The organism is [Erwinia] mediterraneensis (assembly GCF_900604315.1).
GTDB lineage: Bacteria > Pseudomonadota > Gammaproteobacteria > Enterobacterales > Enterobacteriaceae > Pantoea > Pantoea mediterraneensis_A.
Genome location: NZ_LR026978.1, coordinates 3,576,375 through 3,596,131 on the forward strand (window position 1 = coordinate 3,576,375; position 19,757 = coordinate 3,596,131).

Consider the following 19,757-nt stretch of genomic DNA (forward strand, 5'->3'; position numbering starts at 1 on the left):
GATCTACATCAAGCTCCCCCACAGCTAAACCCGATACTCTTTTTGTAACGAAAACGTTTCAGGCGCAATTTCCATGCTGACGAGCCGCAAACCCTTTCAGTAAACGGAAAACTTTCCCGCCCTCCTGTTATGCAATGTGACGACTGAGCGGGCATGTTTACTAAAAGAGTTTAATTTCCTTCAGGAGAGCATCATGGCCGTTACAAATGTCGCTGAACTTAATGCGCTGGTTGAACGTGTGAAACATGCCCAGCGTGAGTATGCCAGCTTCACTCAGGAACAGGTTGATAAGATTTTCCGCGCGGCAGCCCTCGCCGCTGCCGATGCCCGTATTCCTCTGGCGAAAATGGCGGTTGCCGAATCCGGCATGGGGATTGTGGAAGACAAGGTCATCAAAAACCACTTCGCTTCCGAATATATCTATAACGCCTATAAAGATGAGCAGACCTGCGGCGTGCTGGCCAGTGACGATACCTTCGGCACCCTGACCATCGCCGAGCCGGTAGGGGTCATTTGCGGCATTGTGCCGACCACCAACCCCACTTCTACCGCTATTTTTAAAGCGTTGATCAGCCTGAAAACCCGTAATGCTATCATTTTCTCCCCGCACCCGCGCGCCAAAAACGCCACCAACAAAGCCGCTGACATTGTACTGCAGGCTGCCGTCGCTGCTGGCGCGCCGAAAGATATTATCGGCTGGATCGATGAGCCCTCCGTTGAACTGTCAAATCAACTGATGCACCATCCGGATATCAATCTGATCCTGGCCACAGGTGGCCCGGGCATGGTGAAAGCGGCCTACAGTTCCGGTAAGCCCGCAATAGGCGTTGGTGCCGGTAATACGCCGGTGGTGATTGACGAAAGCGCCGACATCAAACGGGCCGTGGCGTCGATTCTGATGTCCAAAACCTTTGATAATGGCGTGATCTGCGCCTCTGAACAATCAGTGATTGTGGTGGATAGCGTCTACGATGCTGTTCGCGAGCGTTTCGCCGGTCATGGCGGTTATCTGCTACAAGGACAGGAATTACAGGCGGTGCAGAATGTGATCCTGAAAAACGGCGCGCTTAACGCAGCGATTGTCGGTCAGCCTGCGATAAAAATCGCGGCGCTGGCAGGCATCAGCGTGCCGGATACCACAAAAATTCTGATCGGTGAAGTTGAACGGGTTGACGAGTCGGAGCCCTTTGCCCATGAAAAGCTGTCGCCGACGCTGGCGATGTATCGCGCCACCACCTTTGAAGATGCCGTTGAGAAAGCGGAAAAACTGGTTGCGATGGGCGGTATCGGCCATACCTCCTGCCTTTATACTGACCAGGATAATCAGCGCGAGCGCGTGCATTACTTTGGCGACAAAATGAAAACCGCGCGTATTCTGATCAATACCCCGGCCTCACAGGGCGGCATTGGCGACCTGTATAATTTCAAACTGGCCCCTTCGCTGACGCTGGGTTGCGGCTCCTGGGGCGGCAACTCCATTTCTGAAAACGTCGGCCCGAAACACCTGATCAATAAGAAAACCGTGGCCAAGCGAGCTGAAAATATGTTGTGGCACAAACTCCCGAAATCGATCTATTTCCGTCGTGGCTCCCTGCCCGTCGCGCTGGAGGAAGTGGCCAGCGATGGCGCAAAACGTGCCTTTATCGTTACTGACCGTTTCCTCTTTAATAATGGCTATGCGGATCAGGTGACGCGCGTGCTGAAGGCGCACGGCATCGAAACAGAGGTGTTCTTTGAGGTGGAAGCCGATCCCACCCTGAGCATCGTACGTAAAGGGGCCGCCCAGATGCACAGCTTTAAGCCTGATGTGATTATCGCGCTGGGTGGCGGCTCGCCGATGGATGCCGCGAAAATTATGTGGGTGATGTATGAACATCCTGAAACCCATTTTGAAGAGTTGGCGCTGCGCTTTATGGATATCCGTAAACGCATCTATAAATTCCCAAAAATGGGCGTGAAGGCACGTCTGATTGCCATCACAACGACTTCCGGCACCGGCTCTGAAGTTACCCCCTTCGCGGTGGTGACCGATGATGCTACCGGCCAGAAATATCCGCTGGCGGATTATGCCCTGACGCCTGATATGGCCATCGTTGATGCCAATCTGGTAATGAACATGCCGCGTTCCCTGTGCGCCTTTGGCGGTCTGGATGCGGTCACCCATGCACTTGAGGCTTATGTGTCGGTATTAGCGAATGAGTATTCTGATGGACAGGCATTACAGGCGCTGAAACTGCTGAAAGAGAACCTGCCCGCCAGCTATCGGGATGGTGCAAAAAATCCGGTAGCGCGCGAACGCGTGCATAACGCCGCAACCATTGCCGGTATCGCTTTTGCCAACGCCTTCCTGGGAGTGTGTCACTCCATGGCGCACAAGCTGGGCTCAGAATTTCATATCCCGCACGGTCTGGCCAATGCCCTGCTGATTGCCAACGTCATTCGCTACAATGCTAACGACAACCCGACCAAGCAGACCGCGTTCAGTCAGTATGATCGCCCGCAGGCGCGCCGCCGTTATGCCGAAATTGCAGATCACCTGGGTTTAAGCGCCCCTGGCGATCGTACCACACAGAAAATCGAGAGACTGCTGGCATGGCTGGAGGAGATGAAAACCGCGCTGGGAATTCCGCAATCAATCCGTGAAGCAGGCGTGCAGGAAGCGGATTTTCTGGCGAAGGTCGATAAACTGGCGGATGACGCCTTTGATGACCAGTGTACCGGCGCCAACCCGCGCTATCCGTTAATTACCGAGCTGAAACAGATTATGCTGGACAGCTTTTACGGGCGGAAATTTGTCGAGCCCTTTGCGACTGAAGCTGAGGTTGCTCTTGTCCCGCCGGTAAAGCGCGAAAAAGCGGACAAAAACACCACCAAAGCGTAAAGCGCCTGCAGTAGCCCCCCAGCGTCAGGGGGAGGCTCTTCCTGGCGCTCCCCGAACCCGGCACTGCCGGGTTTTGTCTGTAGAGGCGCGCTTTACCGCAGCAGAGCGCGCCTGTCTGCTCCTCTTTCTGCCCACTCGCCCGTCCGCATCACTGCGGCGTTGCACGCCGTAGCTCGTCAGCCCTGTTCACCGGAAGTAGAGACGCCGGCACTGTGAACCGGCTGCAAACTGCCCTCTTCTATGGCCTGCTTATAGTGTTTGCGGCAGACGGAAATATAACGCTCATTACCCCCGATCACCACCTGCTCCCCCTCGCTGAAGGGTTTGCCCTCACTGTCGAGACGCAGAACCATGGTCGCCTTACGTCCGCAATGACAGATGGTTTTGAGTTCAACCAGTTTATCTGCCCACGCCAGAAGATAATGGCTGCCGGTAAAGAGCTCGCCGCGGAAATCGGTACGTAAACCGTAACAGAGCACGGGAATATCGAGTTCATCCACTACGTCGGAAAGCCCTTTTACCTGCTCACGAGTAAGAAACTGACTCTCATCAACCAGCACGCAATGAACGCTCTGGTGCGCATGCGCTGCGGCAATGTCAGCGGCAATATCTGTGGCGCTATTAAAAAGCGATGCCGGAGAAGAAAGGCCAATACGCGAACTGACTTTGCCGCTACCGAATCGGTCGTCAATTTCGGCCGTATAGACCAGCGTGCGCATGCCCCGTTCCTGATAATTATAAGAAGACTGCAATAAAGCCGTTGATTTACCGGCGTTCATCGCGGAGTAATAAAAATACAGCTGTGCCATCGCGCAACGCTCTCATTGAGATGTATAAATTTGTTGGCACGAAGTTTATCATAAAGCGCAGCGCACGCCGGAGTGCTTTATTCACGAAGAAACGCACAAAAGAGAAGCAAAACAGCAAGGTTAGCGCACGGTTTTTCTGTCACCAGCCAGAAAGTTAATGAATACCCACAAAAAAAATATGCCAGCACGTTGTTTTTTTCATCACTATTTTCTGAATTACTGCCGCCCGCCTTTAATTCCCCCCCTGATTTTCACTATCACTCACGCCTCAGCACTTAAAAGAAAAAGGCAGAGATAACTAATAAATGTTAGTTGTAAATTTTCATAAAATAGCGGGCGCTGTTTACTCTTTTTGCGCTTTTTACTTTCCCGCCCACTTAACTATTGAAGTTCTTTTATGCCACCACTATTATTAGCGGGCAGAACAATTCTCCCACCATAATATTCAGAGATTAGGACAATGAGCGAAGCACTTAAAATTCTTAATAATATCCGTACATTGCGCGCGCAAGCCAGAGAATGTTCACTGGAAACGCTGGAAGAAATGCTGGAAAAACTTGAAGTCGTGGTTAATGAACGCCGCGAAGAAGAGTCTCATGCTCAGGCAGAAAATGAAGAGCGCATTCGTAAATTAGCCCAGTATCGTGAAATGCTGATTGCTGACGGAATCGATCCCAACGAATTACTGCAGTCATTAGCTGAAACCAAAACCACCACCAAAGCGAAACGTGCTGCGCGTCCGGCGAAATATCAGTACACCAACGAAAATGGTGAAACGCAGACCTGGACCGGTCAGGGCCGTACTCCCGCAGTGATTAAAAAAGCAATCGAAGAGCAAGGTAAAAAGCTGGAAGACTTCCTGCTGTAAACCTGCCAGTCATGTGCTTCATCAGGTCAGCTTAGCCAGGGAGAGGTTTTGACATGTTGTCGTTAACATCAGGAAAAAAAGGAAGCCTCAGGCTTCCTTTTTTACGTCACGTTAAACATGGTAGAACTGACGATACCAGTCGACAAAGCGTTGTACACCCTCTGCTACGCTGGTTTGCGGCCTGAAGCCGATAGCGTTGTATAACGCCTGGGTATCAGCACTGGTTTCCAGCACATCGCCCGGCTGCATGGGCAGCATATTTTTTTTCGCTGTGGTTCCCAGCGCCTTTTCCAGAGCTTCAATATAAGCCATTAAGGTCACCGGTTGACTGTTACCAATGTTATAAACCCGATATGGTGCCGAACTGGTTGCCGGTGAACCCGTTTCAACCGTCCAGTTTTCATCTTTTTGTGGGATCACATCCTGTAATCGCACTATCGCTTCGGCAATATCATCAATATAGGTAAAGTCGCGCTTCATTTGCCCGTTGTTATAAACGTCGATGTTTTCTCCTGCGATTATCGCACGAGTAAATTTAAACAACGCCATATCCGGACGGCCCCAGGGACCATAGACAGTAAAGAAACGTAATCCGGTGGTGGGCAAATTATAAAGATGTGAGTAAGTGTGCGACATCAATTCATTGGCTTTCTTTGTCGCTGCATAAAGTGATACCGGGTGATCCACACTGTCATCAGTCGAAAAAGGCATTTTACGATTCAGGCCATAAACCGAGCTGGAAGAGGCGTACAGTAAATGCTCGACTTTATGCTGGCGACACCCTTCCAGAATATTCAGATGCCCGATGAGATTAGCATCTGCATAGGCGTGCGGATTATCAATGGAATAGCGTACCCCTGCCTGCGCGCCTAAATGGATAACACGCTGAATCGGGTATTGCTGAAACAGGGAAGCGATCGCCTGACGATCGGCTAAGTCAGCATGAACGAAGTGGAAGTCGGGATAGTGGCTAATCTGATCCAGACGGGCTTGTTTAAGCGTAACGTCGTAATAATCATTCAGGTTGTCGAGACCAACAACCTGGTGACCGGCGGCCAACAGACGTTGGCTGACATGAAAACCAATAAATCCTGCGGCGCCGGTTACCAGAAAGTTCATAAATCCCTCATCAATTATGCAATATTAATGGACGCTCCGCGGCCGATTGCATAATAAACGAATCCGCGTCTGCTCATACGCTCTGGATCATACAGGTTACGACCATCAAAAATCACGGGTTCTTTCAGTGAGTTTTTAACAATGTCGAAATCAGGCGCACGGAAATTCTGCCATTCCGTACAGATTACCAGACCGTCTGCACCCTGCAGCGCTGCCTCTTTCGTTCCCATCAGCTTAAGATCGCTGCGATGACCATAGATACGCTGCGCTTCATCCATCGCTTCCGGATCGAACGCCTGTACGGTTGCACCTGCTTGCCACAGCGCTTCCATCAGCACGCGACTTGAAGCTTCACGCATATCGTCCGTATTGGGTTTAAAGGCCAGTCCCCACAGCGCAAAGGTCTTTCCGCTCAGGTCTTCGCCAAAATGACGCTTGATAAACTCAGGCAGCTTGTTTTTCTGGCTGTCATTGACATCTTCTACAGCCTGTAGCAAGCGTGGCTTGTAGCCAATCGATTCAGCAGTACGAATTAACGCCTGCACATCTTTCGGGAAGCAGGAGCCCCCGTAGCCGCAGCCAGGATAGATGAAGTGATAGCCGATACGGGAGTCTGAACCGATGCCCTGACGCACCTTTTCAATATCCGCACCCAGACGCTCTGCCAGATTAGAAATCTCATTCATAAAGCTGATTTTGGTTGCCAGCATGCAGTTAGCCGCATACTTGGTGAGCTCAGCACTACGAATATCCATCAGGATCATACGATCGTGGTTACGGTTAAACGGCTCGTAAAGCTCACGCAGCAGCTCAACCACCTCTTCGTTGTCCGTACCTACCACGATACGCTCAGGACGCATGCAGTCATTAACCGCAGCCCCTTCCTTGAGGAATTCCGGGTTAGAAACCACATCGAAGCTGATGTTGGCATCGCGCGCGCGCAGGGTTTCATTCATTACCGTACGCACTTTATCTGCGGTGCCAACCGGAACCGTAGATTTATCGATCACCACTTTATGGCTGTCCATGTGCTGCGCGATTGTACGCGCCACCGCAGTGACATATTTGAGGTCAGCGGAGCCATCCTCATCAGGCGGCGTACCCACGGCGATAAACTGCATCACGCCGTGCTTCACCCCTTCTTCCGCATTGGTAGTGAACTGCAGGCGACCCGCTTCATAGTTAGACATCACAAGCGGTGTCAGGCCTGGTTCGTAAATCGGGATGATGCCTTTTTTCAGGTTCTCGACTTTATTTTCATCGACATCAATACAGAGAACGTCATGTCCGACTTCGGCCAACACCGCAGCCTGAACCAGACCGACATAGCCGATACCAAATACAGTGACTTTCATTAAGTTATCCTGTTTTTAATGAGTTACTTTTTGCTGTCGACCGTGCTTTCGAGCCACTGCGTAAAATCTTTGCCCAGCACCGGGTGACGCACGCCGTACTCAACAAAAGCCTGCATGTAGCCGAGTTTGTTACCACAGTCGTGGCTGACACCTTTCAGGTGATAGGCCTCAACCGTTTCTTTTTCCATCAGCATGGCGATAGAGTCGGTTAACTGAACTTCGCCGCCAGCTCCCGGAGGCGTTTTCGCCAGCAGTGGCCAGATATCCGCAGAGAGAACATAACGTCCAACCACGGCGAGGTTAGAAGGTGCTTCTGCCGCTTTCGGTTTTTCAACCACGCCAACCATCGGCGCGCTGTCGCCAGGATTCAGCTCTGCGCCCTGGCAGTCAACCACACCATAGGCGGTGACATCGGCAACCGGCTCAACCATGATCTGGCTACGGCCCGTCTCTTCAAAACGGGAAAGCATCTCCGCCAGGTTGTCTTTGGTGGGATTGGATTCATATTCATCAATGATCACATCGGGCAGGATCACCGCGACCGGCTCATCGCCAACCAGCGGATGCGCGCACATAACAGCGTGACCAAGACCTTTTGCGATGCCCTGACGAACCTGCATAATGGTGACGTGCGGCGGGCAAATAGACTGAATTTCGTCCAGCAGCTGGCGCTTAACGCGTTTTTCCAGCATCGCTTCCAGTTCAAAACTGGTATCAAAATGGTTTTCAATCGAGTTTTTCGACGAGTGTGTAACCAGCACAATCTCATTAATACCCGCGGCGATACATTCGTTAACGACATACTGAATTAACGGCTTATCAACCAGCGGTAACATTTCTTTAGGAATAGCTTTGGTAGCGGGCAGCATACGCGTACCCAAACCTGCTACCGGGATTACCGCTTTTTTTACTTTAGACTTATAGGCAGACATCAAGATACCTCTCTCATAGGCCGTTCAAGTTACTACTTGATATGTCGATTTAAAAAACGAAATGAGTATATCAGTTACCATCAGACGGATTTATCCTGGATGGACTTAATCCGTCGAATTTAAGACTATTACCCAAGTGTAAAGCGTAGAATTGGCCCTGTCTCCAGCACGTCAGTAAATAAAAGTTTTTTGCTTAAGATTCAGCCGATAACATCAGTCGCAGCCTGCCCCCGGCACCCCAGACATGACATTGCCAGTTGTCAGCGCGCTGACTGATTTGATTAAGATAGGTGTTCCCCATAGTACCGAGCGGAACGCCATTACTGAGTTGAATCTGCTGTGCATTAATGTGCAACGTGGCGTTTAAACCGGCGGAAACTAAAATCAGATTTTTTGTACCGCGATGGTAATAACCGACCAGTAAGGGAAACTGACCCTTGAGGTTGGCCTGACGCAATAATAAATTTACCTGACGCAATAAACCGTTTAATTCCGGCAGGCGCTGTTTTTGTCCCGACAGCTGCTCCTGCAACAGACCATTAAACAGCGCGCGCAGCAGCAAAGCGGCGAGAACGCCGTTATCGCCAGCACGCGTGACGTCGAGGCAGTAGAACGCGAGATCTTTTTCTGACAATGCGGCAATATCCAGCACCAGGCCCGGCTGTTCCGCCATGGTTAACTGCCGGTAGTTGACGCGACAGCTGGCAATGGTCTGTTGCACCGGGGGTTGTAACTGCTTCAACAGCTTCGCGGCGGCGGTAGGATCGCGCACCAGCGCGTCCCAGTCCTGAAAGAGTTGCTCATCCTCTTCCACTTTGGAAGTAAACATCGAAGGATAAAGGCACTCATAGACCGCTTCACGGAAGCGTTCGAGATTTTTGAGCGGTTTGAGCAGGACATCCTGCACTCCCAGACGCAGCACATACGCAATATCAGCCATGTTTTGCGTGGCTGAGATCACCAGGATCGGCACACTGTTGCCCCGGGTGCGAATATGCTCAACAAACTTGATGCCGTTCATGCGCGGCATTTCAAGATCGCAAATGACCAGGTCTACTGCCGTCGTCTGCAACCGGGCGATGGCTTCCAGACCATCCCCGGCTAACAGCGTGGTTGCGCCCAACGCCAGTAGAAAATTTTCCAGTAATGAACGGAAAATGGCCTCATCTTCGACAATGAGTATCTTTTTGCCGATTAGTGGTTTTTCCATTCTTTCCCCCTGCGTACCAGATAAATCAATAGTGGTTCATAAAACGCAGTTGCGCCTTTCAGAATCAACTGAACAAATCTCCGTGAATGAACAACCTGTTTATCTGTTACGGACCAGCGGTAATAGTTCATCCATTTTTTTCTCAACGGCAGCCATGCCAGCCGCGATCGCCTCTTCAGCACGATGAAAGTCCAGCGTCGAGATTTGCGGACAAAAAGGCTGAATAAGCACATCGGGTGGGTCGCCTGCCATACGGTTGCGTTTCAGGCGATTTTCCAGTACCTGAATCGAAGTGGTCATGATTTCCATCGCTCCAGGGGTTTGATAAACGCGGCGTTGTGTTAAGCCAGTCAGCCGCTGGCGGATCTTTTTCCCCCAGCTGAACGCCGCGGCCGTTGCGGCCTCTTCATCACTCTGTGGAGTCACGGAGAGGAGATCCTGCTGCATCAGATGCGCATCGTGCTGCAGGTCAACAGCAATCACGATATCGGCACCCAGCGCGCGCGTCAGTGAAATGGGCACAGGATTAACGACAGCACCATCGACAAGCCAATAACCATTGTAGCCAACTGGCGGCAATAAGCCTGGCATACTGCAGGACGCGCGTACCGCCTGGTGCAGGTCTCCTTCGGTGAGCCACAGCTCACGTCCGGTACTGAGATTGGTGGCTACAACCCCAAAGGGTTTATCGCACGCTTCAAGGTTGTCATGAGGAATCAGTTGACGCACATGGTTGAATACGCGTTCGCCGCGTAACAGGCCACCACGTTGCCAGGAGAGATCCATCAGGCGGATAACATCCCAATAGCGGAAAGCTTTAACCCATTTTTCCATGGGATCGAGGCGTCCGTTGACGTAAGCCGCGCCTACCAGCGCGCCGACGGAACAGCCAGCAACCACATCGATTTCAATCCCCGCACGCTCCAGTGCAGCGATCACACCGATATGTGCCCATCCTTTGGCGGCACCCGATCCCAGTGCCAGTCCAATTTTAACCTGTCTCATTTTACCTCTGGTGTCGGCTGCAACACGTAGCGTCACTACACCGAGTCCGCTACCATAGCCGCAATAGTACGTAACTTTACTACTCACAGGAGCGAATGTGTCAGAAAAATGCCCATGCTGCAGCGGAAAGCAGTATAGCCTATGTTGTGAACCCTATCTTTCCGGTGCTGAGCTGCCTGTCAGTGCAGAGGCGCTGATGCGCTCCCGCTATACCGCTTATGTGCAGAAAAAGGCGGCTTATCTGGTTTCTACCTGGTATCCCGGCCAGCGCGTACCGGAGATGGAACAGTTATTATCTGAAAGTTTTCACGATACGCAATGGCTGGGGTTGACTGTAACCTGTTGTAATCATGGAAGCCAAGAGAATGAAGCTTTTGTAACTTTTTTTGCGCGATACCTCGAAAAAGAGCGTCCCGCGGCTTTGTATGAGCGTTCGCGCTTTCTTCGTGAGGATCAACGCTGGTACTATGTTGATGGTACCTCGCCTGAAGTGGGGCGAAATGATCGCTGTCCCTGTGGCTCCGGGAAGAAATACAAAAAATGTTGTGGCTAAGGCCTCCTTTGCCCAACGGCACTACCATTATTGCTTTGACAGGACTCTGATCGAGATGCAAGCGCAAACTATACAAAGAAAAGTTTTACGAACCATTTGCCCTGACGCGAAAGGGTTGATCGCAAAAATCACTAACATTTGTTACAAACACGAACTGAATATCGTGCAAAACAATGAATTTGTTGATCATCGTACGGGCCGCTTCTTCATGCGCACAGAACTGGAAGGAATTTTCAACGACACTACCTTGCTGGCGGATCTGGACAGCGCCTTGCCTGCGGGCTCGGTGCGTGAACTGAACAGCGCGGGTCGTCGTCGCGTGGTGATTCTGGTAACCAAAGAGGCGCACTGCCTGGGCGATCTGCTGATGAAAAGCAGCTTTGGCGGTCTGGATATGGAAATTGCTGCCGTGATCGGCAACCACGATACCTTACGTTCGCTGGTTGAGCGCTTTGATATTCCTTTTGTGCTGGTCAGCCATGAAGGCCTGTCGCGCGAAGAGCACGATAATAAAATGGCCGATGAAATTGACCGTTACCAGCCCGATTACGTGGTGCTGGCTAAATACATGCGCGTGTTAACGCCCGCCTTTGTGCAGCGCTACCCGAACCAGATTATTAATATTCATCACTCCTTCCTGCCAGCCTTTATTGGTGCTCGCCCTTATCATCAGGCTTATGAGCGTGGCGTTAAAATTATCGGCGCGACGGCGCACTATGTGAACGATAATCTGGATGAAGGTCCGATCATCATGCAGGACGTGATTAATGTCGATCACAGCTATACCGCAGAAGAGATGATGCGTGCCGGACGTGACGTAGAGAAAAACGTGCTGAGCCGCGCACTGTATAAGGTGCTGGGCCAGCGCGTGTTTGTTTACGGCAACCGGACGATCATTTTGTAATCTTTCCGGGGCGCGACATTGTCTGACAATGCAGCGCCCCGGGCAAAAAGTGGACAAACAGGTCACTATTTTCTTTTCAGTGCTTTACACCCTGGTTTCATTTGGTATGATGCGCCCGCTTTCAGGCATAATGATTCAGGCCAGTGGTGGGATTCCCGAGCGGCCAAAGGGAGCAGACTGTAAATCTGCCGTCACAGACTTCGAAGGTTCGAATCCTTCTCCCACCACCATCTGAATTCATTCCCCTGTTCGCATCCGCATAGCAATAATATCCCTGGTGGGATTCCCGAGCGGCCAAAGGGAGCAGACTGTAAATCTGCCGTCACAGACTTCGAAGGTTCGAATCCTTCTCCCACCACCATCCTGAGATAACTCCCTGTCCCACGTCCCAATATGTTCTCTCTGCCTGCATATAGCTGATGGAGAAGGATGAGAACCTTCGATAAGGTTAGTATCGGGCAACGCGAGACAACGCCTTACTTTTCCCGCAACCCAGTCGATGACTTTTCTGCGGAAAACCGCTACCATCCTGCCACTCTTTTTTCCGACAGTGACTGGCCATATGAAATTTGTTTCATTTAATATCAACGGGTTGCGCGCACGCCCTCATCAACTTGAAGCACTTGTCGAACAGCATCAGCCCGACGTTATTGGCCTGCAGGAAACCAAAGTCCACGATGATATGTTTCCGCTCGAAGAGGTAAGCAAACTGGGCTACAACGTTTTCTACCATGGGCAAAAAGGCCACTATGGCGTCGCGCTGTTAACGAAAGCGACACCGGTGATGGTACGGCGTGGTTTTCCTGGTGACAGCGAAGAAGCGCAGCGTCGCCTTATCATGGCGGAAATTCCCAGTCCGATGGGGGATATTACCGTCATCAATGGCTATTTCCCGCAGGGCGAGAGCCGTGACCATCCGACAAAATTCCCGGCAAAAGCGAAGTTTTATCAGGATCTGCAAAGCTATCTGACCGAACATCTGACAGCTGATAAACCGGTGCTGATTATGGGCGATATGAATATCAGTACCACCGACAGCGATATCGGTATCGGTGAAGAGAGCCGTAAACGCTGGCTGCGCAGCGGGAAATGTTCTTTCCTGCCGGAAGAGCGTGAGTGGATGGATCGCCTGCTAGGCTGGGGACTGGTTGATACCTGGCGCGCGCAGCATCCGCACACCACGGATCGCTTCTCCTGGTTCGATTACCGCTCTAAAGGTTTTGATGACAACCGCGGTCTGCGCATCGATCTGATCCTCGCCAGCCACTCTCTCGCCGCCTGCTGTACAGAGAGCGGTATTGACTACGATATTCGCGCCATGGAAAAACCTTCTGACCATGCGCCGATCTGGTCGACGTTCGCCTTCTGAATGACGGCGTGGCGCTATGCCACGCTGCTGTTTAGCGCACAATTTTCCAGATCAGGTTATTGGTGCCCAGCGACTGTTCATCGCGTGCGCACTGCAGCAGCACCCCTTCCGCCCTGACCACTGCCCCTTCCGTGTAGCTGCGATTTTCATAGATGCAGCAGCGCGGGCAGTTAACCTGTCGGTTCTGCCCCTGCGACCAGACTTCGGCAGGCATCTCTACCATCACATCCGGCGTGCTGCTGCTCACTTCTTCCTGATGTCGCCCCGCCTGCGTGGATGTCGCGAGTAAGGTTAAGATCAGTATCGCTGCGTATTTGTATCCCATTATTCGGTCTCCTTGATCTTGCGTCTGGCTGATTTGCCTGCCCGCTTCTGCCTGGCGGCAGGCAGTCCGTGAAACGCGCGCGCAGTGGGTTGCTGGCGCGCCTGATGAATCAAATCGGTCAGGGTGGACACCAGCGGCTGCATAAAATCATCATAGCGACACGCTTTTTCACTGATACGCGTCAGGGTCGATTCCCAGTGCGCCGTCATATCCGGGCGTGCCGCCATTTCCGGCAGCGAGTGGATAAGCGCGCGCCCTGCTTCGCTGGCGTGAATATAGCGCCCTTTTTTCACCAGAAAGGTGCGGCGGAAAAGCAGTTCAATAATTCCCGCACGCGTGGCTTCCGTTCCTAAACCATCGGTTGCACGCAGCACTTTCTTTAGCTCTTTATCCTGAACAAAACGGGCGATGCCGGTCATGGCCGAGAGCAGCGTAGCATCAGTGAAGTGCCGGGGCGGCTGCGTTTGCTTTTCCACCACCTCCCCCCGTTCACAGAGGAGTTCATCTCCTTTTGCCACCACTGGTAAAGGCGTACCCTCATTCTCTTCATCGCGCTCTTTATTACCCAACAGTGCGCGCCAGCCCGCTTCGGCAAGAAAACGCGCTTTGGCCACAAACTTACCGCCAGCGATATCGAGCTCGATCACGCATTTGCGGAATACCGCATCCGGGCAAAACTGCATCAGATACTGGCGGGCAATCAGCGCATAAATTCGCGCTTCATTTTCCGTCAGATTAGCGCTGCTGCTGCGCGCGGTGGGAATAATGGCATGGTGTGCATCCACTTTCTTGTCATCCCAGCAGCGATTTTTCTGCTGCGGGTTAAAGTCGGCAGGCAGCGCCAGATCGCGCTGATGCGCCTGGATGGCTTTCAGCACCGCATGACGGCCCGCATAGTGCTCTTCCGGCAGATAGCGGCAATCGGAGCGCGGATAGGTGATCAGCTTATGGGTTTCATACAGGCGCTGACAGGTGTCCAGCACCGTTTGCGCGCTGAGACCGTAACGTTTCGCCGCCTCGATCTGCAGGCTGGAAAGCGAGAACGGCAAAGGGGCAATTTCATTCTCCCGCTTATCGTTGTAACCGGTGACCTGGGCCGGTTTGCCGTTAATACGTTCAACCACATGGTCGGCCAGCGGACGGTGCAGCAGACGCCCTTCCTCATCCTGCCAGGGCTCGCACGCTTCACTGGGGATCCAGGAGGCGATAAAACGCTCCTGCTTTGGCGTGACGATATGCGCTTTAACCTCAAAATAATCTTTGGGAATAAAGTTTTCGATCTCCTCATCCCGGCGCACCACCAGCCCGAGCACCGGCGTCTGTACCCGGCCCACGGACAGCACCCCATCGTACCCAGCATTACGCCCCAGCAGGGTCCAGGCACGGGTCATATTGATCCCGTAAAGCCAGTCGGCGCGCGCCCGCGCCAGCGCAGAGACACAAAGAGGAATAAACTCGCGATTCTCACGCATCCGACTGACGGCACGCTCAACCGCCTGGGGGTTGAGATCGTTAATCAGGCAGCGCTGCACTTTTTCGCGCTTTGCCGCAGGAAGCTGCAGATAATCGAGCACTTCATCCACCAGCAATTGCCCCTCACGATCCGGGTCTCCTGCATGGACAATTTCGCTGGCCTTTTTCAGCAGGCCCTCAATCACCTTCAGCTGTTTTGCCACTGAGGGGCGCGGCTGTAAGCGCCATTTATCCGGGATGATCGGCAGATCGGCCAGTGACCAGCGCGCATAGCGGCTGTCGTAGCTGTCCGGTTGAGCCTGCTCCAGTAAATGCCCCACGCACCAGGTCACGACCTGGTCATCGCCACAGGCGATATAGCCCTCTCCACGCCGGTGCGGTTTGGGTAAGACATCAGCAATAGCACGCCCCAGACTGGGCTTTTCCGCAATAAACAAACGCATGGATGGTGATAATCCTTTACTTCAGGCAATAAGGGTAATGCACGGTGATGGCGCTATGTTAGCCTGGCAGGAAGAATGGCGTAAGCACTGGCAGAGAGGTTCTCGATCTTTCGCACAATGCGCCATCAATCAGCAGGGTCAGCCCTTGCCGCCCTGCCGGCAGCGTGATGAAAAGTCGGTCAGAAATAACTGACAAAGGAGCGGGTGTCGGGCGGCAATACCGTGGTGCTCGATTTCAGCTGCGGCGTGCCCAGATAGAGGAAGCCGACAATCGCATCCTGTTCGCGACAGTTAAACGCCGCGCGCACTTTTTCATGATCGGTCCAGGGACCGCTGCGCCAGATACCGTTAAAGCCCTGCGCCAGCGCCGCCATCTGCATCGCCATCACGGCACAGCCAGCTGACACCACCTGCTCCCAGCGCGGCACCTTGGGATGCGCCTCGCAGTGTGCAACCACGGTAATAATCATCGGGGCGCGGAAAGGCGACTGGGTGGCTTTTTCAATGGCTTTCTCATCCAGACCATCTTCGCGCGCCGCCTGCTCCAGCAGCTGACTGAAGCGTTCACGTCCGTCGTTCTCAATAATAATGAAGCGCCAGGGCTGCAAAGTGCCGTGATCGGGCGCACGCATACCGGCACGCAAAATGTTCTCCAGTGCTTCGCCAGCGGGAGCCGGGGCCGCTAAGCGTGATGCGGAACGACGATTAACCAGTAATTCAAGTGCATCCATTTTTATCTCCTGATAGTACAGCGCATTTTCTTTAATCCTGGCACAAGCGTTTTTTTTGTAACAGTGCAGCGTGATTTCCTGCTGACTTTTACTACGCTGCTCTTTAGGATGATGGCGTGAACGAGGTGCGGCCTGTCAGGGCGTGTCACCTCAGTTAAGTGAATACGGAGATACTATGCGCACATTGTGGCGAATCATCGCAGGACTGTTTAAATGGTCCTGGCGGGTGCTGAATTTCATCAGGGAATTTATTCTCAATCTGTTTTTGATTTTGTTGGTACTGGTCGGTGTAGGGATCTGGTTGCAGATCAGCGGTTCAGACTCCTCCTCTACGCTGCAGCAAGGCGCATTACGCGTTGACCTCACTGGTGTGCTGGTTGATAAACCCTCCGTCAGCCATAAACTGAGCAAACTGGGACGTCAGTTGCTGGGCACCAGCAGCGATCGTCTGCAGGAGAACTCGCTGTTTGATGTGGTTGATGCCATACGCCAGGCTAAAAATGATAAAAACATCACCGGTATGGTGCTGGATCTGCGCGATTTTGCCGGCGGCGATCAGCCTTCCCTGCAATATGTTGGTAAGGCGCTGCGCGAATTTCGTGACAGCGGCAAGCCGATCTATGCGCTGGGCGACAGTTACAGCCAGGCGCAATATTATCTTGCCAGCTACGCCAACAAAATTTATCTGTCGCCACAGGGTACTGTCGATCTGCACGGCTTCGCCACCAACGGCCTCTATTACAGGACGCTGCTGGAAAAGTTAAAGGTGACCTCGCACGTTTTCCGGGTTGGCACCTATAAATCGGCGGTAGAGCCGTTCCTGCGTGATGATATGTCCCCTGCGGCCCGTGCCGCCGACAGCCGCTGGGTCGGCCAGCTGTGGCAGAATTACCTGAATACCGTTTCCGCTAACCGGCAGTTAACGCCAGAACAGCTGTTCCCCGGCGCGCAGGGCATTATCGCCGGTCTGCAGGCCGTTCAGGGTGACACGGCGCAATATGCGCTGAACAACAAGCTGGTGGATGCACTGGCGGCACGCGCCAGCGTTGATCAGTTGCTGATTAAGCAGTTTGGCTGGGATAAGCAGAATAACGATTATCATAACGTCAGTATTTACGATTATCCGGTTAAGCCGCAGCAGTCGCAGAACAATGGCAACATCGCTGTCATTCTGGCGAACGGCGCCATTATGGATGGTGAGGAAACACCCGGAAATGTGGGTGGCGATACCACCGCTGCGGAGATCCGCGACGCGCGCCTGGACGCCAGCATCAAAGCGATTATTTTGCGCGTCAACAGCCCGGGGGGCAGCGTAACGGCATCAGAAGCGATTCGTGAAGAACTGGCCGCCGCCCACGCAGCAGGGAAACCGGTGGTGGTTTCCATGGGCGGTCTGGCGGCGTCCGGGGGCTACTGGATCTCGACACCGGCAGATTATATTGTGGCAAACCCCAGCACCCTTACCGGCTCCATCGGCATCTTCGGCGTGATTAATACCCTGGAGAAGAGCCTGGATGCACTGGGCGTCCATACCGATGGCGTTGCCACCTCGCCGCTGGCCGATCTCTCGGCAACCAAAGCGCTGCCGCCGGAAGTGCAGCAGATGATGCAGATCAGCATTGAAAATGGCTACCGTAATTTTATCGGTCTGGTGGCGGCCTCGCGTCATAAAACCCCGGCGCAGATCGATGCCATTGCGCAGGGACGCGTCTGGACCGGCAGTGATGCCAAAGCCAATGGTCTGGTTGATGCGCTGGGCGATTTTGATGACGCGGTGAAGAAAGCTGCCGAACTGGCGAAAATTGCTACGCCTCAGCTGAACTGGTATCAGGATGATCCCGGTTTTATCGATCTGATGCTGAATAAAGTGAATCTTTCCGCCAGCGCGCTGCTGCCAGAAACGCTGAAAGCGCTGCTCCCGTCGCCGCTGCGCAGTGCACTGGTGACGCTGAATCAGCAGCCTGGCTTATTTAACAGCTTTAACGATCCGCAAAACCGCTACGCCCTGTGTCTTAACTGCGGCGACGTGCGATAGCGCGCACAGCCCGGCCGCTGGTCGGGCTGCTTTTCCCCCGCTTTCCTCTTATACTGCCTTTTTACGGCAAGCTTGAGTTTTCCATGAAAAAGAAAAATATTTACGTTGCTTATACGGGTGGGACCATCGGTATGCAGCGTTCTGCGCAGGGCTATATTCCGGTTTCAGGCCATCTGCAGCAACAGCTGGCAACTATGCCGGAGTTTCATCGCCCTGAAATGCCTGCGTTTACCATTCACGAGTATCAGCCGCTGATTGATTCCTCGGATATGACGCCAGCAGACTGGCAGGCCATCGCGGAAGATATCCGTCAGAACTACGACAATTATGACGGCTTCGTGATCCTGCACGGCACAGATACCATGGCGTTTACCGCCTCTGCGCTCTCATTTATGCTGGAGAATCTGGCGAAGCCGGTTATTGTTACAGGGTCACAAATCCCGCTGGCAGAACTGCGTTCAGATGGGCAGCAAAACCTGCTTAATTCGCTTTATGTGGCCGCCAACTACCCGGTCAATGAGGTGACACTGTTTTTCAATAACAGCTTATATCGCGGCAACCGTACCACTAAAGCTCATGCCGATGGCTTTAATGCCTTTGCCTCCCCGAACCTGATGCCGTTGCTGGAAGCGGGCATCCATATTCGTCGGCTGAATACGCCAGCAGCACCGCAAGGAACGGGGCCGTTAAAGGTGCATACCATTACGCCGCAGCCGATTGGCGTGGTGACGCTCTATCCTGGCATTTCAGCTGATGTGGTGCGCAATTTTTTGCGTCAGCCAGTAAAAGCGCTGATTCTGCGCTCTTATGGTGTGGGTAATGCGCCGCAAAATGCGGAGTTTCTGGCGGAACTGAAGCAGGCCTGCGAGCGCGGCATCGTGGTGGTTAATCTGACCCAATGTATGTCGGGCAAAGTCAATATGGGCGGCTACGCTACGGGGAATGCCCTTGAGCACGCTGGCGTCATCAGTGGTTTCGATCTCACGGTGGAAGCCGCCCTGACAAAATTGCATTTTTTGCTGAGCCAGGATCTTAATAGCGCACAAATTCGTGCCAGAATGCAGCAGAATCTGCGTGGTGAACTCACCGACGGATAAAATGGAGCGTAACATGAAGCGGGCCCTGATACTGATTGATATCCAGAATGACTTCTGCCCCGGCGGTGCCATGGGCGTTCATGAAGGCGACAAGGTGGTTGCTGTAGCGAATCGCTATGCGCAGGAATTTCATGCCCGTGGCGAGCCGGTGCTGGCGCTGCAGGACTGGCATCCTGCTAATCATGGCAGCTTCGCCTCAGTGTCAGGCGAACCGGCCTTTACCTGCGGCGAGCTGAATGGACTGGCGCAAATCTGGTGGCCCGATCACGCTATCCAGCACTCCGCTGGCGCTGACTTTCATCCTGAGCTTGATCGCTCGCTGATCGATGCGGTTTTTCATAAAGGGGAAGATGCGCAGGTGGATAGCTACAGCGCATTTTTTGATAACGGCCACCGGCGGCAAACTGCCCTGGACAGCTGGCTACGTGCACATGCCATCACCCATTTAGTGATGCTGGGACTGGCGACCGATTACTGCGTGAAATATAGCGTGCTGGATGCGCTGGAGCTGGGCTATCAGGTTGAAGTGATCCGCGCAGGCTGCCGTGGCGTCAACCTTAACGCCGACGACAGCGCAATCGCCTTCGCCCGGATGGCAGCACAGGGCGCAGTGGTGATCTGAACTCCGGGGCTGGCGCAACGCCAGCC

At 53.1% G+C, this 19,757-nt stretch carries 17 protein-coding genes and 2 tRNA genes; 10 read left to right on the forward strand and 9 right to left on the reverse strand.

The features are described from left to right. Positions 1-193: 193 nt before the first annotated feature. Entirely contained in the window at positions 194-2,881 is a 2,688-nt protein-coding gene (adhE, locus tag E0E17_RS16840) for a bifunctional acetaldehyde-CoA/alcohol dehydrogenase (RefSeq protein ID WP_130835147.1), read from the forward strand. A gap of 176 nt (positions 2,882-3,057) precedes the next feature. Here adhE and tdk read toward each other — a convergent pair whose 3' ends face one another. Then, the gene (gene tdk / locus E0E17_RS16845; RefSeq protein ID WP_130835148.1) at positions 3,058-3,690 is read right to left on the reverse strand and encodes a thymidine kinase; all 633 of its coding nucleotides are present in this window, start codon (positions 3,688-3,690) and stop codon (positions 3,058-3,060) included. A 460-nt stretch (positions 3,691-4,150) separates the two neighbouring features. Between tdk and hns the strand changes: the two genes are divergently transcribed. Beyond that, positions 4,151-4,558 (forward strand): histone-like nucleoid-structuring protein H-NS, encoded by a 408-nt coding sequence (gene hns / locus E0E17_RS16850; RefSeq protein WP_130835149.1) that lies wholly within the window; start codon positions 4,151-4,153, stop codon positions 4,556-4,558. 111 nt (positions 4,559-4,669) lie between these two features. On the opposite strand, the gene E0E17_RS16855 is transcribed toward hns, so the two are convergent. The 5 genes from E0E17_RS16855 to rssA form a co-directional block, all read right to left on the reverse strand. Beyond that, positions 4,670-5,677, reverse strand: a complete 1,008-nt coding sequence (locus tag E0E17_RS16855; protein WP_130835150.1) for an NAD-dependent epimerase — start codon at positions 5,675-5,677, stop codon at positions 4,670-4,672. A gap of 14 nt (positions 5,678-5,691) precedes the next feature. Continuing rightward, the gene (locus E0E17_RS16860) at positions 5,692-7,032 is read right to left on the reverse strand and encodes a UDP-glucose dehydrogenase family protein (protein ID WP_130835151.1); all 1,341 of its coding nucleotides are present in this window, start codon (positions 7,030-7,032) and stop codon (positions 5,692-5,694) included. 23 nt (positions 7,033-7,055) lie between these two features. Next, a complete protein-coding gene (gene galU, locus E0E17_RS16865) occupies positions 7,056-7,964 on the reverse strand; it encodes a UTP--glucose-1-phosphate uridylyltransferase GalU (protein WP_130835152.1) in 909 nt (302 codons plus the stop codon). Between the two features lie 193 nt (positions 7,965-8,157). Further along, positions 8,158-9,174 (reverse strand): two-component system response regulator RssB, encoded by a 1,017-nt coding sequence (rssB, locus tag E0E17_RS16870; protein WP_130835153.1) that lies wholly within the window; start codon positions 9,172-9,174, stop codon positions 8,158-8,160. Between the two features lie 99 nt (positions 9,175-9,273). Continuing rightward, entirely contained in the window at positions 9,274-10,179 is a 906-nt protein-coding gene (rssA, locus tag E0E17_RS16875; RefSeq protein WP_130835154.1) for a patatin-like phospholipase RssA, read from the reverse strand. Between the two features lie 97 nt (positions 10,180-10,276). On the opposite strand from rssA, the gene E0E17_RS16880 reads away from it, so the two are divergent. The 5 genes from E0E17_RS16880 to xthA all read left to right on the forward strand — a co-directional run bounded on the left by E0E17_RS16880 (position 10,277) and on the right by xthA (position 13,005). Further along, positions 10,277-10,732, forward strand: coding sequence for a YchJ family protein (locus tag E0E17_RS16880; protein WP_130835155.1), 456 nt, complete (start codon positions 10,277-10,279; stop codon positions 10,730-10,732). A gap of 55 nt (positions 10,733-10,787) precedes the next feature. After that, positions 10,788-11,636 carry a formyltetrahydrofolate deformylase gene (gene purU / locus E0E17_RS16885; protein WP_130835156.1) on the forward strand — a complete coding sequence of 283 codons (849 nt, stop codon included), beginning with the start codon at positions 10,788-10,790 and terminating at the stop codon, positions 11,634-11,636. A 145-nt stretch (positions 11,637-11,781) separates the two neighbouring features. Next, positions 11,782-11,866 (forward strand) — tRNA-Tyr (locus E0E17_RS16890). 46 nt (positions 11,867-11,912) lie between these two features. Then, a tRNA-Tyr gene (locus E0E17_RS16895) sits at positions 11,913-11,997 on the forward strand. A 201-nt stretch (positions 11,998-12,198) separates the two neighbouring features. Beyond that, positions 12,199-13,005, forward strand: a complete 807-nt coding sequence (gene xthA, locus E0E17_RS16900) for an exodeoxyribonuclease III (protein WP_130835157.1) — start codon at positions 12,199-12,201, stop codon at positions 13,003-13,005. Between the two features lie 31 nt (positions 13,006-13,036). On the opposite strand, the gene E0E17_RS16905 is transcribed toward xthA, so the two are convergent. The 3 genes from E0E17_RS16905 to E0E17_RS16915 all read right to left on the reverse strand — a co-directional run bounded on the left by E0E17_RS16905 (position 13,037) and on the right by E0E17_RS16915 (position 15,977). After that, positions 13,037-13,330, reverse strand: coding sequence for a YnjH family protein (locus tag E0E17_RS16905; protein ID WP_130835158.1), 294 nt, complete (start codon positions 13,328-13,330; stop codon positions 13,037-13,039). Then, the gene (locus E0E17_RS16910) at positions 13,330-15,246 is read right to left on the reverse strand and encodes a DNA topoisomerase III (protein WP_130835159.1); all 1,917 of its coding nucleotides are present in this window, start codon (positions 15,244-15,246) and stop codon (positions 13,330-13,332) included. The genes E0E17_RS16905 and E0E17_RS16910 overlap by 1 nt, the downstream gene beginning before the upstream one ends. A gap of 179 nt (positions 15,247-15,425) precedes the next feature. Next, on the reverse strand, positions 15,426-15,977 hold the full coding sequence (locus E0E17_RS16915) for an NAD(P)H nitroreductase (protein ID WP_130835160.1): 552 nt from the start codon (positions 15,975-15,977) through the stop codon (positions 15,426-15,428). Positions 15,978-16,152: 175 nt separating this feature from the next. On the opposite strand from E0E17_RS16915, the gene sppA reads away from it, so the two are divergent. The 3 genes from sppA to pncA all read left to right on the forward strand — a co-directional run bounded on the left by sppA (position 16,153) and on the right by pncA (position 19,731). Next, on the forward strand, positions 16,153-18,012 hold the full coding sequence (gene sppA / locus E0E17_RS16920) for a signal peptide peptidase SppA (protein ID WP_130835161.1): 1,860 nt from the start codon (positions 16,153-16,155) through the stop codon (positions 18,010-18,012). Positions 18,013-18,095: 83 nt separating this feature from the next. Continuing rightward, on the forward strand, positions 18,096-19,109 hold the full coding sequence (gene ansA, locus E0E17_RS16925) for an asparaginase (RefSeq protein ID WP_130835162.1): 1,014 nt from the start codon (positions 18,096-18,098) through the stop codon (positions 19,107-19,109). Between the two features lie 13 nt (positions 19,110-19,122). Continuing rightward, positions 19,123-19,731, forward strand: coding sequence for a bifunctional nicotinamidase/pyrazinamidase (gene pncA / locus E0E17_RS16930; RefSeq protein ID WP_130835163.1), 609 nt, complete (start codon positions 19,123-19,125; stop codon positions 19,729-19,731). Positions 19,732-19,757 lie beyond the last annotated feature (26 nt).

Coding starts and splice junctions, on each gene's coding strand:
- sppA (WP_130835161.1), top strand. CDS start 16,153: ATGCGCACATTGTGGCGAATCATCGCAGGACTGTTTAAATGGTCCTGG.
- hns (WP_130835149.1), top strand. CDS start 4,151: ATGAGCGAAGCACTTAAAATTCTTAATAATATCCGTACATTGCGCGCG.
- E0E17_RS16855 (WP_130835150.1), bottom strand. CDS start 5,677: ATGAACTTTCTGGTAACCGGCGCCGCAGGATTTATTGGTTTTCATGTC.
- E0E17_RS16915 (WP_130835160.1), bottom strand. CDS start 15,977: ATGGATGCACTTGAATTACTGGTTAATCGTCGTTCCGCATCACGCTTA.
- rssA (WP_130835154.1), bottom strand. CDS start 10,179: ATGAGACAGGTTAAAATTGGACTGGCACTGGGATCGGGTGCCGCCAAA.
- purU (WP_130835156.1), top strand. CDS start 10,788: ATGCAAGCGCAAACTATACAAAGAAAAGTTTTACGAACCATTTGCCCT.
- ansA (WP_130835162.1), top strand. CDS start 18,096: ATGAAAAAGAAAAATATTTACGTTGCTTATACGGGTGGGACCATCGGT.
- rssB (WP_130835153.1), bottom strand. CDS start 9,174: ATGGAAAAACCACTAATCGGCAAAAAGATACTCATTGTCGAAGATGAG.
- galU (WP_130835152.1), bottom strand. CDS start 7,964: ATGTCTGCCTATAAGTCTAAAGTAAAAAAAGCGGTAATCCCGGTAGCA.
- adhE (WP_130835147.1), top strand. CDS start 194: ATGGCCGTTACAAATGTCGCTGAACTTAATGCGCTGGTTGAACGTGTG.
- E0E17_RS16905 (WP_130835158.1), bottom strand. CDS start 13,330: ATGGGATACAAATACGCAGCGATACTGATCTTAACCTTACTCGCGACA.
- xthA (WP_130835157.1), top strand. CDS start 12,199: ATGAAATTTGTTTCATTTAATATCAACGGGTTGCGCGCACGCCCTCAT.
- tdk (WP_130835148.1), bottom strand. CDS start 3,690: ATGGCACAGCTGTATTTTTATTACTCCGCGATGAACGCCGGTAAATCA.
- pncA (WP_130835163.1), top strand. CDS start 19,123: ATGAAGCGGGCCCTGATACTGATTGATATCCAGAATGACTTCTGCCCC.
- E0E17_RS16910 (WP_130835159.1), bottom strand. CDS start 15,246: ATGCGTTTGTTTATTGCGGAAAAGCCCAGTCTGGGGCGTGCTATTGCT.
- E0E17_RS16860 (WP_130835151.1), bottom strand. CDS start 7,032: ATGAAAGTCACTGTATTTGGTATCGGCTATGTCGGTCTGGTTCAGGCT.